The organism is Hydrogenophaga laconesensis (genome assembly GCF_031457235.1).
In the GTDB taxonomy this organism is placed as follows: domain Bacteria; phylum Pseudomonadota; class Gammaproteobacteria; order Burkholderiales; family Burkholderiaceae_C; genus Hydrogenophaga; species Hydrogenophaga laconesensis.
The window spans coordinates 380,137-393,793 of sequence record NZ_JAVDWE010000001.1 but is presented as its reverse complement, the minus strand read 5'-3'; the positions used below and the strand labels follow the sequence as shown (position 1 = coordinate 393,793).

14 protein-coding genes are annotated in these 13,657 nt (G+C 68.9%); 2 read left to right on the top strand and 12 right to left on the bottom strand.

Features of this window, described 5'->3' with window-relative positions:
• The first annotated feature begins 1 nt into the window (after window position 1).
• A complete protein-coding gene (locus J2X09_RS01860) occupies window positions 2–2,113 on the top strand; it encodes a sodium:solute symporter family protein (RefSeq protein ID WP_204731648.1) in 2,112 nt (703 codons plus the stop codon).
• Between the two features lie 89 nt (window positions 2,114–2,202).
• Here the strand turns inward: J2X09_RS01860 and J2X09_RS01855 are convergent, their stop codons facing one another.
• From J2X09_RS01855 to J2X09_RS01815, 9 genes are all read right to left on the bottom strand, one after another.
• Entirely contained in the window at window positions 2,203–3,171 is a 969-nt protein-coding gene (locus tag J2X09_RS01855) for an arsenic resistance protein (protein WP_204731647.1), read from the bottom strand.
• A 180-nt stretch (window positions 3,172–3,351) separates the two neighbouring features.
• Entirely contained in the window at window positions 3,352–4,311 is a 960-nt protein-coding gene (locus J2X09_RS01850) for a tripartite tricarboxylate transporter substrate-binding protein (protein WP_204731646.1), read from the bottom strand.
• Window positions 4,312–4,430: 119 nt separating this feature from the next.
• Window positions 4,431–5,087: a ligase-associated DNA damage response endonuclease PdeM gene (pdeM, locus tag J2X09_RS01845; protein WP_204731645.1), complete on the bottom strand. Its 657-nt coding sequence runs from the start codon at window positions 5,085–5,087 to the stop codon at window positions 4,431–4,433.
• Entirely contained in the window at window positions 5,080–7,515 is a 2,436-nt protein-coding gene (locus J2X09_RS01840) for a ligase-associated DNA damage response DEXH box helicase (RefSeq protein WP_310307193.1), read from the bottom strand. Before J2X09_RS01840 ends, pdeM begins: the two co-directional genes overlap by 8 nt.
• A gap of 12 nt (window positions 7,516–7,527) precedes the next feature.
• Entirely contained in the window at window positions 7,528–10,017 is a 2,490-nt protein-coding gene (locus J2X09_RS01835; RefSeq protein WP_204731643.1) for a membrane-bound PQQ-dependent dehydrogenase, glucose/quinate/shikimate family, read from the bottom strand.
• 27 nt (window positions 10,018–10,044) lie between these two features.
• Entirely contained in the window at window positions 10,045–10,233 is a 189-nt protein-coding gene (locus J2X09_RS01830; protein WP_204731642.1) for a DUF6496 domain-containing protein, read from the bottom strand.
• Window positions 10,234–10,430: 197 nt separating this feature from the next.
• Entirely contained in the window at window positions 10,431–11,195 is a 765-nt protein-coding gene (locus tag J2X09_RS01825) for a hypothetical protein (RefSeq protein ID WP_204731641.1), read from the bottom strand.
• Between the two features lie 99 nt (window positions 11,196–11,294).
• Window positions 11,295–11,498 carry a hypothetical protein gene (locus J2X09_RS01820; protein ID WP_310307190.1) on the bottom strand — a complete coding sequence of 68 codons (204 nt, stop codon included), beginning with the start codon at window positions 11,496–11,498 and terminating at the stop codon, window positions 11,295–11,297.
• Entirely contained in the window at window positions 11,498–11,812 is a 315-nt protein-coding gene (locus tag J2X09_RS01815; protein WP_310307188.1) for a hypothetical protein, read from the bottom strand. Before J2X09_RS01815 ends, J2X09_RS01820 begins: the two co-directional genes overlap by 1 nt.
• Here J2X09_RS01815 and J2X09_RS01810 point away from each other — a divergent pair.
• Window positions 11,811–11,951 (top strand): hypothetical protein, encoded by a 141-nt coding sequence (locus tag J2X09_RS01810; RefSeq protein ID WP_310307186.1) that lies wholly within the window; start codon window positions 11,811–11,813, stop codon window positions 11,949–11,951. The two genes, J2X09_RS01815 and J2X09_RS01810, sit on opposite strands and share 2 nt — an antisense overlap.
• Window positions 11,952–11,999: 48 nt before the next feature.
• Here the strand turns inward: J2X09_RS01810 and J2X09_RS01805 are convergent, their stop codons facing one another.
• The 3 genes from J2X09_RS01805 to J2X09_RS01795 form a co-directional block, all read right to left on the bottom strand.
• Window positions 12,000–12,764: a cytochrome c oxidase assembly protein gene (locus tag J2X09_RS01805; protein ID WP_204731639.1), complete on the bottom strand. Its 765-nt coding sequence runs from the start codon at window positions 12,762–12,764 to the stop codon at window positions 12,000–12,002.
• A gap of 179 nt (window positions 12,765–12,943) precedes the next feature.
• Complete coding sequence (locus J2X09_RS01800; RefSeq protein WP_204731638.1) at window positions 12,944–13,237, bottom strand: DUF1330 domain-containing protein; 294 nt, start codon at window positions 13,235–13,237, stop codon at window positions 12,944–12,946.
• 206 nt (window positions 13,238–13,443) lie between these two features.
• On the bottom strand, window positions 13,444–13,614 hold the full coding sequence (locus J2X09_RS01795) for a hypothetical protein (RefSeq protein ID WP_204731637.1): 171 nt from the start codon (window positions 13,612–13,614) through the stop codon (window positions 13,444–13,446).
• Between the last annotated feature and the right edge of the window lie 43 nt (window positions 13,615–13,657).

The window sequence follows — 13,657 nt, the reverse complement described above, 5'->3', positions numbered from 1 at the left end:
CATGGCAGGCATGTTCGAAACAGGCGCTGGCGGAGCAACCAGCAACAAGGCCTTCAAGAGCCAGCTCAACAAGGTGTACACCTGGTACACCGGGGGCTTCTTCATCTTCGTGGTGGCGCTGGCGATCCTCGAGCAGATGGGTCTCTCCCGCGAGTGGATCGGCTTCATCTTCCTGCTCGCCACGATTGGCCTGTATGCCGGCATCGGCATCATGAGCCGCACCACCGATGCTGCGGAGTACTACGTGGCGGGTCGCCGCGTGCCGGCGGTCTACAACGGCATGGCCACGGGCGCCGACTGGATGTCGGCGGCGTCGTTCATCGGCATGGCCGGCACGCTCTACCTCACTGGCTACAGCGGTCTGGCCTTCATCATGGGATGGACCGGCGGTTACTGCCTGGTGGCGCTGTTCCTTGCGCCCTACCTGCGCAAGTTCGGCCAGTTCACCATCCCTGACTTCCTGGGCGAGCGTTATGGCGGCAACCTGCCGCGTTTCCTCGGCATCGCGGCCGCCATCCTGTGCTCGTTCACCTATGTGGTGGCGCAGATCTACGGTGTGGGCCTGATCACCTCGCGACTGACCGGTGTGGCCTTCGAGCTCGGGATCTTCCTTGGCCTCGGCGGCATTCTGGTGTGCTCGTTCCTCGGTGGCATGCGCGCGGTGACCTGGACGCAGGTGGCCCAGTACATCATCCTGATCGTGGCCTACATGATCCCGGTGGTGTGGCTGTCGGTGAAGCAGACCAGCGTGCCGGTGCCGCAGGCGATCTATGGCGTCCAGCTTGAAAAGGTCACGGCCAAGGAGAAGCTCCTGGCGAACGACCCGAAGGAGCTGGAGGTGCGCGAGATCTTCAAGCAGCGCTCGGCCGCCCTGGCTGAAAAGCTGAAGGACCCCGCCGCCGCGCTGGCCGCCGACAAGGCCGCCGCCGAAGCCAAGCTGGCCCAGCTGCGTGCCGCCAATGCGCCCGCTGCCGAGGTGGCCGCTGCCGAGAAGGCCGTGGCCGACCTGCCGAAGGACGAGGCCGATGCGAAGGCCGCCTGGACGCGCGCCAAAGCCGCTGCGGACACCAAGGCGCGCCCGCTCAACGGCATGCCACCGCACGCCCAGCAGTACGCGGGCGATCCGAACGGGGATGCCGCGGCCCAGGCCGCCTATGACACCTCGCGCCGCAACTTCCTGGCACTCATCTTCTGCCTGATGATCGGCACGGCCGCGCTGCCGCACATCCTGATGCGCTACTACACGGTGCCCAGTGTGAGAGAGGCCCGGCAATCGGTGACGTGGTCGCTGTTCTTCATCTTCCTGCTGTACTTCACGGCCCCCGCCCTGGCGGTGCTGGTGAAATACGAGGTGTTCCACATGCTGGTGGGCACGCCGTTCGACCAGTTACCCGCCTGGGTGGCGTCGTGGAACAAGGTGGACCCGTCACTGCTGGCCATCACGGACGTCAACAAGGACGGCATCCTGCAGCTCAACGAGATGACGATTGGTGGCGACATCATCGTGCTGGCGACCCCGGAAATCGGCGGCCTGCCGTACGTGATCTCCGGTCTGGTGGCTGCCGGGGGCCTGGCTGCCGCACTCTCCACGGCGGACGGCCTGCTGCTCACGATCGCCAACGCGCTGTCGCATGACCTGTACTACAAGATGATCGACCCCAACGCCTCCACGACCCGTCGCGTGACCATCTCCAAGGTCCTGCTGCTGATCGTGGCACTGGCAGCGGCTTACGTGGCGGCGCAGAAGCCGGCGGACATCCTGTTCCTGGTCTCGGCGGCGTTCTCGTTCGCGGCGGCGGCGTTCTTCCCTGCGTTGGTGCTGGGCATCTTCTGGAAGCGCGCGACGGGTATTGCCGCCTCGCTCGGCATGATTGCGGGACTGGGCATCACGTTCTACTACATGGTGACCACCCAGCCGTGGTTGCGCGGCATCTTTGGCGTGACTTCGCCGATCGAGCTGTGGTGGGGCATCCAGCCCATCTCAGCCGGCCTGTTCGGCGTGCCACTGGGCTTTGCCGTCATCATCCTGGTCAGTCTCGTGACGCCGGCACCCAGCCGCAAGGTCCAGGAGCTGGTGGAGCATGTGCGTTATCCGAACCTGAAACTGTCCTGATGCCCGGGAGGTGATTCCCTGACCTGCTGACGTTTCAGCGTTGGAGGGTTCCCGGAACCCGGCCAGTCTTGCGACTGGCCGGGTTTTCTTCATGGACTACCGCGCTGCGACTTGAATATCTGCCTGGGGATCGCCCACACGCAGACGACCATGCCGAACAGCTCAACCAGCGACTGGAACACGATCACCAGCGCGGCGAGTTCCCATCCCGGGGGAAGAGCCAGGGCCAGTGGCAGCACGACGAAGGAATTGCGTGTGCCCATGCTGAAGGCCAGGGTTCTGCCTTGCTCGACGGGCAGCCCGAACCACCGGCCGATGGCACGGGCCAGCAGCACCGCAGCCACGAGGAAGAGCACGAAGATCGGCAGCACGGCGACCAGCCAGCCCAGCGCGGAGCGAACTGCACCCACCTGCGCACCTGCGATGGCCAGCAGCACCAGGGCCAGCAACGGCACGGGTCCCCACGCCATCGTCTCCCGAAGCCGTGCGCCTGCAGGATGCCGCTCCATCCTGCGTTCAGCCACGGCGGCCACGAGCAGCGGGACGAGGATCACGGCCGTGGCCGAAGCCAGCGTCGTCCATTCCCAGGATGGCATGCTGCCCGTGTCGGCCATCAGCCAGAGGAAGACCGGCAGCAGCAGGAATTGCAGCAACAGGTTGAGTGGCGTGAGCGCCACCGCCCGGGGCACGTCCCCCTTGCCCAGCTGCGTGAACGTGATGAACCAGTCGGTGCAAGGCACCAGCAGCACCAGCAGGACACCAAGGCGAACGACGTCGTTCACCTGAAAGACCGTCACCAGCAGCCAGGCCAGCAGAGGCACCGCGACGAAATTGCCCAGCAGCATGGCCGACGCAAAGCGCCGATCCCGCCACGCGTCGCGCACGTGCAGCAGCGGTACCTGCAGGAAGGTGGCCAGCATGAGCAGCGCGATGGCGGGCCAGAGCAGGGCTTCCAATGCCGGGCCCGCCGAAGGCCAGGCCGTTCCGGCCACCAGACCCGTGCCGATCGCCAGGAGATAGACCCAGACCTGGTGGCGCTCCAGGGACAGCCGGGTCATGCGCGAAGCCCTCCGGCCCCGGGACCCGTTTCTGTGGAGGAGGGTGGCAGCGGTGCGCGTGGCGTGAAAAGGTCTTGCATCTCGGGTGGGCTCGGGTATCGCCACCGAGTTTACGGAAGTGCCTCCACGCTCACGCCGCGTGAGCCCGAACGATGCGGTGGCCTGTTCGGTGTGCCGGCGTCAATCGCTCAGCGGCACGTTCTTCCAGAGCTGCACTTCCTGCGCGACGATGGTCTGTGCTTCTTCGGACGTGCCGGGCAATGCGTCCAGCCCCAGGTCGACCAGCTTCTTCTGGATCTCGGCCGAGGCCAGTGCCTGCTGCAGCGCGGCGTTGAGGCGGCTCACGATGGGCGCGGGCGTGGCGGCTGGAACGACCACGGCGTACCAGGGCAGCACGCGGAAGCCGCGCACGCCGGCCTCTTCCACGGTGGGCAGGTATTCCCAGCCGCGCAGGCGTTTCGTGCCGGTGGTGGCCAGCGGCACCAGGGCACCCGTGTCCACATGCTGGCGCGCGATCAGCGGGCTCACGAAGGCCACCGGCACGCGGCCCGCGAGCAGGTCGGGAATGAACTCGCCCGTGCCCTTGTACGGCACGTGGACCATGTTGATCTGCGCGGTGTTCTTCAGCAGTTCACCGGCCAGGTAGGGCGAGGTGCCCTTGCCGCCCGAGGGGAACGACAGCACGCCGGGGTGGGCCTTGGCGTGGGCCACCAGTTGCGCGATGGTCTTGATGTTGAGCGAGGGGTGCGCCACCGCGACCACCGGGCCTTGCGCCACCATGCCGACGGCGCGGAAGTCGCCGATCTTGTAGGGGGCGTTGTCGAAGATCACGGTGTTGATGGAGAGTGCCGAACCCGGCAGCGCGATGGTGTAGCCGTCGGCCGGGGCGCGCGCTGCAAAAGAGGTGCCGATGTTGCCGGCGGCGCCGGCCTTGTTCTCGATGACCACCGGCACGGCCAGTGCCTTGGCCAGTTCGGGGCCGAGGGCGCGCGCGATGGCATCGTTCGGGCCGCCCGGCGGGTAGGGCACCACCAGGGTGATGGGCTTGTTCGGGTAGGCGGGTGCCTGGGCGAAGGCGGGCGCGATGGAGGCCGCGAAGGCGGCGGTGAAGATGGTGGCGTTGAGCACCCGGGCGTTCATGCAAGGTCCTTGGGAATGGACGTCGGCACAAAGGGTGCCGACGAGGGACCGATGAGAATAGGGAGCCGCCAGAAAACCGGCCAATGCGTTTTTCGCAGATCGATAGTTGACTTGTGCGGTCAGCGCGGCGGCAGGCGCGTGGGCCCGGCGTCCACCACGTGCGCGCCGAGGCAGGCGTAGCGCGCGTCGGCGCGCTCGACCAGCTGGCCGCCGGTGAACAGCGAGAAAGCCGGCAGCACCAGCTGCGGGCCGATGACCGCGAACGCCGGAAAGCGCCCGCGAAAGCCCGGCACGCGAACCACCGGGTGCAAGTGGCCGCAGATCGCGAGGCGTCCGTCGCCCGGCGTGTGCGGGGCGTGCGCGAAGCTGAAAGGTCCGTCGACCATGCGGTCGGCCCGCTGCGCGATGCCCAGCTTCGCATGCACTGCTGCTCGGTCGTGGTTGCCCTCGATCAGCAGCATCTCCAGGCCCGCGTGGCGCGCCAGGAAGCGCGCCCAGTCTTCACGCCAGCGTGCGTCGACCAGCGGGCCGTGCAGCAGGTCGCCCAGCACCCAGAGCGACTGTGCACCGTGGCGTTCGATCAGCGCCGTGAGCCGGTCCAGGTCGGCGCGCGTGCCGCCGGCGGGCAGCGCGATGCCGGCGGCGCGGAAGGTGTCGTCCTTGCCCAGGTGCACGTCGGCCACGAGCAGGCGGCGCCGCGCGGGCCAGTACAGCGCGCGGTCGGCGCACAGCTGCAAGGGCTCGCCCGCCAGAACGGTGGCCAGGGTGTCATCCATGGCGCGCCTGCAGCTGCTCGGCCGCGCGCCGCACACGGGTGGACCAGTCCTCCGTGCTGAGCTCGCCACGCACCGTCTCGGCCCACAGCGGGAACGACAGCGGCGTGAGCGTGCGGGGCTGGCGCAGGTCGGGGCGGCGCGCGGCGCAGCGGGCCAGTGTGGCGGCCAGCGCCTGCACGTCCATCTGCGCCTCGAACACCTCGCGCCGTGCCTGGGCCAGCAGCAGGTGGTCGGGGTCGTACCGCTGCAGGACGTCGAACAGCAGACCGCTGGAGGCCTGCAGCTGGCGCAGGCTGCGCTGGGCGGCACCGGGCACCGACGGCGTGAGCATGCCGGCCACGCGCGCGATGTCGCGGAACTGGCGGCGCGCCATCTCGGTCAGGTTCAGGCCTTCCTGCAGGTCGTCCATCAGCCTGTCGGGCGACAGCAGCCGCGCGAGCGTGGCCTCGTCCATCGACACCGGCTGCGGCGAGGTGAGCACGAAGCCATAGTCGTTCACCGCGTACACGAAGGTGTTGGGGCTGATGCGGCCCCAGCGCAGCGCGAACAGCGCGGCCATGCCTTCGTGCACGGTGCGGCCCGCGAACGGGTAGACGAACAGCGAGCCACCCCGGCGCAGGCGCACCGCTTCCACCAGCAGGGTCTGCGGCGTGGGCAGGGCCGATGCGCGCGCCTGCAGATCCAGCAGTGGTGATAGCGCGCGCAGCTCGGGGCTGTCGCGCGGGCCCGCCAGCGCGGCTTCCACCGCCGCGCCGAGTTCGGTGGAGAGCGGCATGCGTCCACCCTGCCAGCGCGGCACGGTGGCGCTCACGCCGCTGGCCTTGCGCACGTAGGCCGTCATGCCATCCACCACCACCAGCTCCAGCGTGCGCCCGGCGAACTGGAAGCGGTCGCGCGGGCGCAGTCGGCTGATGAAGCTCTCTTCCACCGAGCCGAGCGATGCGCCGCGCAGGAAACGCACCTGCACCGCCCCATCGGCCGTGATGGTGCCGATGGACAGCCGGTGGCGCAGTGCGACGCGCCGTTCGGTCACGCGGAACACGCCGTCCGCGTCCTGCACGGCGCGGTGGAAATCGGGGTAGTTCTCCAGCGCCTGGCCGCCGCGTTCGATGAAGGCCAGCACGCCCTGCCATTGGGTGTCGGTGAGGGCGGCGAAGGCGTGCGTGCCGCGCACCTCGGCGAGCAGCGCGTCGGGCCGGAAGCCGCCACCCAGTGCCAGCGTCACGCAGTGCTGCGACAGCACGTCCAGCGACAGGCGCGGCGGGTGGCGTGCCTCGATCTGGCCGGCCTCGATGGCGTGGCGCGCGGCGGCGTACTCGGCCAGTTCCAGCGCGTGCGTGGGCACGCAGTGAATCTCGCTGGCGGCACCCGGCCGGTGGTGCGCACGGCCGGCGCGCTGCAGCAACCGCGCCATGCCCTTGGGGCTGCCCACCTGCAGCACGAGGTCCACGGCGGGAAAGTCCACCCCGAGGTCCAGGCTGGAAGTGGCCACCACGCAGCGCACGCTGCCGTCGCGCAGGCCTTGTTCGGCCGCCTGGCGCAGACCCGCGTCCAGCGAGCCGTGGTGCAGCGCCAGTGTCTCGGGTGCTTCGAGCCAGATGGACGCGAGCGCGCGGTGCCACAGCTCGGCCTGCGCGCGCGTGTTGGTGAACAGGATGGCGCTGCGCGTGCCGGCGATCAGTCCGGCCACACGCCCGAGTTGCGACAGGCCCAGGTGGCCGGCCCAGGCGAAGCGCTCGCCTTCCTCGGGCAGCAGCGTCCTGAGGGCGACGCGCCGGCGCTTCGCGGCGCTCACCACCGGCGCTGCGGGCCGTTGTGGCAGCAGCACGTCGCGGGCTTCGTCCAGATTGCCCAGTGTGGCCGACAGGCCCCAGGTCACGGCCCCCGGCGCCAGGGCGCGGATGCGCGCCAGCGTGAGCTGCAGCAGCACGCCGCGCTTGTTGCCCAGCAGCTCGTGCCACTCGTCCACCACCACACCGCGCAGGCCCGCGAACTGCGCCGCGCTGTCGGGGTAGGAGAGCAGCAGCGCGAGCGATTCCGGCGTGATCACCAGCACCTCGGCCTGGCCTTGCCGGGCGAGGCGCCGGTCGCGCGAACTGGCATCCCCGGTGCGTTTGGCCACGGTCCATGGCAGGCCCAGTGCATCGATCGGGGCCTGCAGCGCCTGTGTGGTGTCGGTGGCCAGCGCGCGCAGCGGCGTGACCCAGAGCAGGCGCAGGCGGGTGGCCGTGTCGCCACGCCGGCGTGCGACCGCGGGTTCCTGCAGGCCCTCGATCAGGGCACCGCCCAAGGCCGCGAGCGTCTTGCCACTGCCGGTGGGGGTGACGAGCAGACCCGATTCGCCGCGGGCCCAGTGGCGCCACACCTGCCGCTGGAAAGGGGCCGGCGTCCAGCCCCGCGCGGTGAACCAGTCCACCAGCGCCTTCACGGCCACCGCTCCTCAACGAGGCGGTGTGGCGCGGGGCAAGGCGTAGGCGATGACGGCGTCGCCCGCCTTCGTGCCGAGGGAACCGTGACCACCGGCGGCCACCACCACGTACTGCCGTCCATCCTGGCCAATGTAGCTCACGGGGGTGGCCTGGCCGCCGGCGGGCAGGCGGCTCTGCCAGAGCTGTTTGCCGCTGTTCACGTCGTACGCGCGCAGGTAGTTGTCCAGCGTGCCCGACAGGAAGGCGATGCCACCGGCCGTGAGCAGGGGGCCACCGAGGCTGGGCACGCCCATCCTGAAAGGCAATGGCACCGGCGTGACGTCGCGCACGGTGCCGTTGCGGTACTTCCAGGCGATGCGGCCGGTGTTGAGGTCCACCCCGGCCACATAGCCCCAGGGCGGCGCCTGGCAGGGAATGCCCAGCGGCGAGACGAAGGGGGCCATCCTGACCGCAAAGGGCGCGCCGAAGTTCTCGTTGAGCGCGGGCAGCGCGCCCTCGGGGTCGCCTTTGTCCTGCACGATCGGTGTGGTGTGGTCCGGCCGGGGCACCAGCGTGGAAGTGAATGCGAGATAGCCCGGCGTGGTGAATGCGATCTGCCGGTCCGGGTCCACCGCGATGCCGCCCCAGTTGAACACGCCGAAGTTGCCGGGGTAGACCAGCGTGCCTTCGGTGGAGGGCGGCGTGAAGCGCCCCTCGTAGCGCAGGCGGTGGAAGGCGATGCGGCAGAACAGCTGGTCCAGCGGGGTGGCGCCCCACATGGACTTGCCCTTCAGCGGCGGCGGATCGAACGACAGGGCCGACACGGGCTGCGTGGGCGCGGTGCGGTCACCGCTCGCGGCGCCCTGTGGCGCCGGCGCTTCGTTCACGGGGTGCACCGGCTCACCGGTGCGGCGATCGAGCACGAACAGCTCGCCCTGCTTGGTGGGCTGCACCAGCGCGGGAACCTTTTCGTTGCGGATGGTCAGGTCCACCAGCGTGGGCTGCGCGGGCACGTCGTAGTCCCACAGATCGTGGTGCACGGTCTGGAACACCCAGCGCAGGCGGCCGGTGGCCAGGTCCAGCGCCACCACGGACGAGCCGACCCGGCCCGTGGCCTCGCTGCGCTCGCCCCCCCACTGGTCGGTGGTGGGGTTGCCCACCGGCAGGTACACCATGCCCAGCGTCTCGTCCACGCTCATGATCGACCACACGTTCGGTGTGCTCTCCACGTAGGTCTGACCTGGCTGGATGGGTGCGGTGTCGCCGTCGGGCCGCGCCGGGTCCCAGTTCCACAGCAGCGCGCCGGTTCGCACGTCGTATCCGCGCACCACGCCCGAAGGCTCGCGTGTGGATGTGTTGTCGAGCACCGTGCCGCCCACGACGAGCACGCGTTCGGAGACGACGACAGGCGATGTGGCGTAGTAACCGCCCAGACGCACGTTGGGCATGCCCCGCCAGAGGTTGATCTGGCCCGTGCCGCCGCCGAACGTGCGGCACACCGCACCGGTCTCGGGGTCCAGCGCGATCACGCGCCCGTCTGCCGTCGGCAGGTACAGCATGCCGATGCAGCTGTCCACGGCGGGGCCGGTCTGCGCGGCCACGGGCAGCTCGGGTGCATCGGGGAACGGAGCGTCTGGCACCGCCTCGGCGGCGCTGGCCGCCGGGGAGTACGACAGGCCGCGGCAGGTCTGGTGCTGCAGGGCCAGGCCGCTCTGCACCTTCGGGTCGAAACGCCAGAGCTCTTTGCCGGTGGTGGCGTCCAGGGCGATGGCGAAGTGGTGCGGCGTGCAGATGAACAGGCGGTCGCCGACCTTGAGCGGCGCCACCTGGAACGTGGTCTCCTCCGGGTCACCCGGCTGCCCGCGCCGGTCGCCGGTGTGGTACTGCCATGCCACCTCCAGCCTGTGGATGTTGTCCACCTGGATCTGGCTCAGGGGCGAATGGCGCTGGCCCTGGCCGGTGCGTCCGTAGGCGTGCCACTCCCCTTCAGGCACCCCGGCATCGGCCACGGCTGCATCGCGGGGGGCGTCGCCGAGCGTGCCCTTGATCGCCGTGGGATCGGCCATCCAGGTGCCCACGGCCACACCGGCGTACAGCGTGAGCACCACCGCGAGCACGCTGCGCCCGCTGGACCAGCCTGGATGAAGGTGCTCCCCGGGTTCGCGGCTTCCGGGCGACGGATCGTGCCGCAGGCGGCGCACCGTCCATGGTGTGATCAACAGCAGGCCCAGCAGGAAGAACACGTCGGTGCGTGCGGCCAGCGGCCACCAGGCCAGGCCCGTTTCCCACAGGCTCCACGCCAGCGTGGCCAGGAAGAACGCCGCGTACAGCCAGAGCGCGCCGGCGTGCCGGTTCCACACCTGTACCGCCACCAGCAGCAGCACCACACCGGCCACCACGTAGTACACCGACCCACCGAGCGACACCAGCCAGGCGCCCCCGCCCACGAACCAGAGGCCCGTCAGCGCCAGCAGAACGGAGAGGAGGACGAGGAGGCGGCTTCGGTCGGATGGTGGTGTCATCGGTCTGTGCGGGTGTGTGGGGGACGGTCAGCTGGAGCGGTCAGAGCGCTTCTTCGGCACCTTGCCGCCGGCATCGCGCGCTTCGGACAACCCGATCGCCACGGCCTGTTTGCGGCTGGTGACCTTCTTCCCCGAGCCGGTCTTGAGCGTGCCTTCCTTCATCTCGTGCACTGCCTTCTCCACCTTCTCGGACGCCTTGGGGCGGTACTTCGCCATGGAACTCTCCCTGGATGTGTTCAACGAAAGCCGATCGTCCCGGTGTGGAATCGCAAGACGGCAGGCCGTGGTCTCATGGGAATCTCCAGGTGAGGATGCGACCGCATGTCTTGCTGCAAATCCTTCTTGTGCGGCCCCACGGTCAGCAAAGGCCGGAGAGCAGCGTGCGCCGCCCTCCGGATTCACGTGTCGAGCGGTCAGCTCGGGTCCTTCTTCTTGCCCGGCGTGGAGCCGGCTTCGTCCTTGCCCAGGTTCTGCTGCTGGCTGCGCGAGGAGCGCCAGGTGGTGAACTCGTCAGAGAACTTCTTGAACCGGTCCTGACGCCACTGGTCGTAGTCGTCGTCCAGCGCCCTCAGCTGTTCGCGGCGCCACTGGCTGTAGTCGGCGTCGTGCCCCTGCTCGCGATCACGTTCGCGACCCTGGCCTGAGCCGCTGTAGCTGCTGCCGTAGCCACCTCCGTAGCCACCCGGGCCTGCGTAGCTGGCCCCTCGGTAGTCACGATCCAGGCCGCTGGGGCGTTGAGAGCGGTCACGTTCCTGCTGGTCGAAGGCACGGTGGCGCTGCTCATCGCGGTCGCGCATGCCATAGCCATAGTCGCGACCGAACGGTCCGTAGTCCCCGTTGTCGTCCCAGCGGTCCTGCTGCCCACCGCCTGATGAACGGCGCAGGCCGTACTGTCCATAGCGGTCGTCCTGATCGCGCGGGTGGTAAGGGACCTGCGCGTTGCGGGCGTCGCGCCAGTCGTCGCGCGATTCCGAATCGCGGTAGGCGCCCAGGTTGTCCTGCTGGCGGCGCCAATCGTTGTCGTTGCCACTGCCCAGGGGAGCGTGGTCGCGGCCCCAGCCATAGTCGCCCTGTGGCTGGCGCGACGTCTCGTGCCAGCCCTGCTGGCGCTCGTTCTGGCTGTAGGCTTGCTGCTGCGAACCCCCGCGCTGGCGGTTGCGGTTGTCGTTCTGAGGCATGAGAGTGTCCTTTCGGTGAGTGGTCACAAATGCAGATGCCGTTTCACCGTTCAAGCGTCATCTGTGACCTGCAGGGGCAATGGACATACCTGCCAGCCCTCAAAGGCCCGGGCTGGCCAGCTTCGCGGGACGAGAAACGCCACCCGCCAGCGCCGCCGCATGCAGCGTGGCGCGGCGGCACACCGCCTCGAGGGCGTGGGCGAATCCGGTGTCTTGCACGATCAGATCGGCGCCTTCCTCCAGCGCAAGCCCATGCCGACGCGCCCCGCCGTCCAGCGCCAGGCGGGACCACGTCCCTTCCATCACGCAGTGGGGTGGGAAGGGGCACTTGCGATCCCCCTGGTGCACGCGCCGTCGAGCGCAGGAGTGCGCCGCGCAGCGCTGCCACCACCAGTGGCTCCACATGCCACCCGGCACCAGCACCGACACGTCCACCCACGCTCGGTCGCCGCCAGAATGGCCTTCACCAGCGCGCGTTCAAACATTGCCACCTGGGCGACGCGAACCTCGTCGGCATGCTCGAAAAGATCGAAGCGGTTGCCCGCCAGCAAAGGCTCTCCGTGCTCGGCGACATCCCCGATGTCGGGGCCGAAGGGGTTGAAGGCAGGCGGGCTCATGGCATCCATTGGCAAGCCGTGTTCCCGCGCTCAGGGCTGGCGGAGCGGGAACCGCCGTCAGGTCATGAAAACGAAGGAAGGCATGGCGCTGAACAGCACGGTCATCACCCAATGGAAGGCAACACCCATCCGCGACTGACGACCGCGCCCATGCAGCCCTCGGCCCACTCGATGGCCGCAACGAGATTCATGCGGGACCGGCGCGCCAGCCGCTCGCACGTTCGTCAGACATCCAGCGCCAGCCGATCCACATCGCCGCGGCGAGGTAGGCGAAACTGCCCGGTGCCCACATCACGATGCCGGCGACCTGCTGGTCTTCCAGTGGCGAAACACCCCAGGCCAGGGCGGACGCGAAGTGCGGGGGGTACAACGGCTGTGCGGCGAACGTGATCAAGGCGCCCAGCAGGCCCATCAACACCGTCGTGACCAGGATGGCGCCCAGCGCCGATGCCGGTGGCGATCGACGGATCGCCGTCCAGAAGCCGATTGCGCTGGCCAGCAGGGTGAGTTGCATCAGCGCGTAGATCCCGTCCGACGACAGGGCGGCCGCGTACGGAGCGGGTGCGTGCCAGATCCAGAAAACCACCGCGCTGAGGGCCGTGACGCTCCAGAGCGGGGTCGGCAGCCGCCGAAGCCATGGTTCAAGCCCGAATGCCAGGAGCGGCGCGATCGCCAGCACGAGCGCCATATGGTGGACCACCCGCACCGTGAAGAAGGCCGAACTCAGGGCGCACAGAGGCGATACGTAGAGCACGAGCGTGAGAACCCACGCGGCACGCAGACCCAGGCGCTGCCTGGGAGTGAGATCGTCACTCGAGGGCCAGAGCCAGAGCGCCAGCCCGAACAGGAACAGAACCCCACCCAGCAGCGGATCGAGATTCCAGCGGCTCAGCCAGACTTCCGGACCCGGCGCCTCGCCGCAATACGGAATCCACCGAATGGGTTCGTCCACGCTGTGGTCCTCCAGGTTGGCTTCAAAGATGGTTGGTGACGGTCAATCTTCCCCGCATCACACCACGAAGCCACTGCGCGCACTGTTCGGTAGTCAACAGATGACCCTGCTCACGTGCCACTGCGGGGTGCCGCCGCCGCATCGGGCTCACCCATTCACCCTGGCAGACCCGCTGGCGATTACTCCACCGCCTCGACGATGCGGATGTCGCGCACCGCGCCATCGCCCAGCGCCTCGAGCGCCAGCTGGTATTGCGCGCTGTCGTGCGCTGCCTTGGCGCTGGCCACGCTGTCGAACTCGATCAGCACGGCGCGCTGGTTCTCTGCAGCTTCATACACCTGTGCGGGCAGGCCACGCGCCAGAAAACGCCCGCCGGCCGCCTGGATGGCCGGGCCGGCCAGCCGGGCGTACTCGGCCAGGGCGTCGGGGTTGCTGATCGAGCGGTAGGTGGCCATCCAGTAAGCCTTGGGCATGTCGTTTCCTTGGGTGAAGTTGTTGATAAGGCAGTGCACTGTACTAGCGGGCGCGGGTTGCAAGCGGCGTGGGGCCATGGCCGGGACCGTGAAACTGCCGGACATGCCCCATCGCGCACCCAAGAGAAAGGCCGAGGCGCGCACGCCGATGAGGGTGGGCTCATGGCCACCTTCATCGGCAACCATGGCTGGTTCTGGCACCTTGTTCAGGGCGGAGCCAGAAGCGCCAGAGCGCCGGCGGCCAACCCGGCAACGGAGCCCAGCGCGAGCAGCAGCCTGGCGTCGCGCGGGTTGTCGTTCTTGCGTTCGTTCCAGGCGATCCAGAGCAGCAGGGCCGCCAGCGAGCCGATGGTCAGGGCGTAGTCGTATGAAGTCATGACAAGGAATCCGTGAAGAGGCGATGGACACGCGCGGCGAAGC

Excerpts from the sequence above, each read along its gene's own strand:
- J2X09_RS01825 (WP_204731641.1), bottom strand. The coding sequence starts at position 11,195 with ATGCCTCAGAACGACAACCGCAACCGCCAGCGCGGGGGTTCGCAGCAG.
- J2X09_RS01800 (WP_204731638.1), bottom strand. The coding sequence starts at position 13,237 with ATGCCCAAGGCTTACTGGATGGCCACCTACCGCTCGATCAGCAACCCC.
- J2X09_RS01850 (WP_204731646.1), bottom strand. The coding sequence starts at position 4,311 with ATGAACGCCCGGGTGCTCAACGCCACCATCTTCACCGCCGCCTTCGCG.
- J2X09_RS01860 (WP_204731648.1), top strand. The coding sequence starts at position 2 with ATGGCAGGCATGTTCGAAACAGGCGCTGGCGGAGCAACCAGCAACAAG.
- pdeM (WP_204731645.1), bottom strand. The coding sequence starts at position 5,087 with ATGGATGACACCCTGGCCACCGTTCTGGCGGGCGAGCCCTTGCAGCTG.
- J2X09_RS01815 (WP_310307188.1), bottom strand. The coding sequence starts at position 11,812 with ATGAGCCCGCCTGCCTTCAACCCCTTCGGCCCCGACATCGGGGATGTC.
- J2X09_RS01810 (WP_310307186.1), top strand. The coding sequence starts at position 11,811 with ATGGCATCCATTGGCAAGCCGTGTTCCCGCGCTCAGGGCTGGCGGAGC.
- J2X09_RS01835 (WP_204731643.1), bottom strand. The coding sequence starts at position 10,017 with ATGACACCACCATCCGACCGAAGCCGCCTCCTCGTCCTCCTCTCCGTT.
- J2X09_RS01820 (WP_310307190.1), bottom strand. The coding sequence starts at position 11,498 with ATGGAAGGGACGTGGTCCCGCCTGGCGCTGGACGGCGGGGCGCGTCGG.
- J2X09_RS01795 (WP_204731637.1), bottom strand. The coding sequence starts at position 13,614 with ATGACTTCATACGACTACGCCCTGACCATCGGCTCGCTGGCGGCCCTG.
- J2X09_RS01830 (WP_204731642.1), bottom strand. The coding sequence starts at position 10,233 with ATGGCGAAGTACCGCCCCAAGGCGTCCGAGAAGGTGGAGAAGGCAGTG.
- J2X09_RS01855 (WP_204731647.1), bottom strand. The coding sequence starts at position 3,171 with ATGACCCGGCTGTCCCTGGAGCGCCACCAGGTCTGGGTCTATCTCCTG.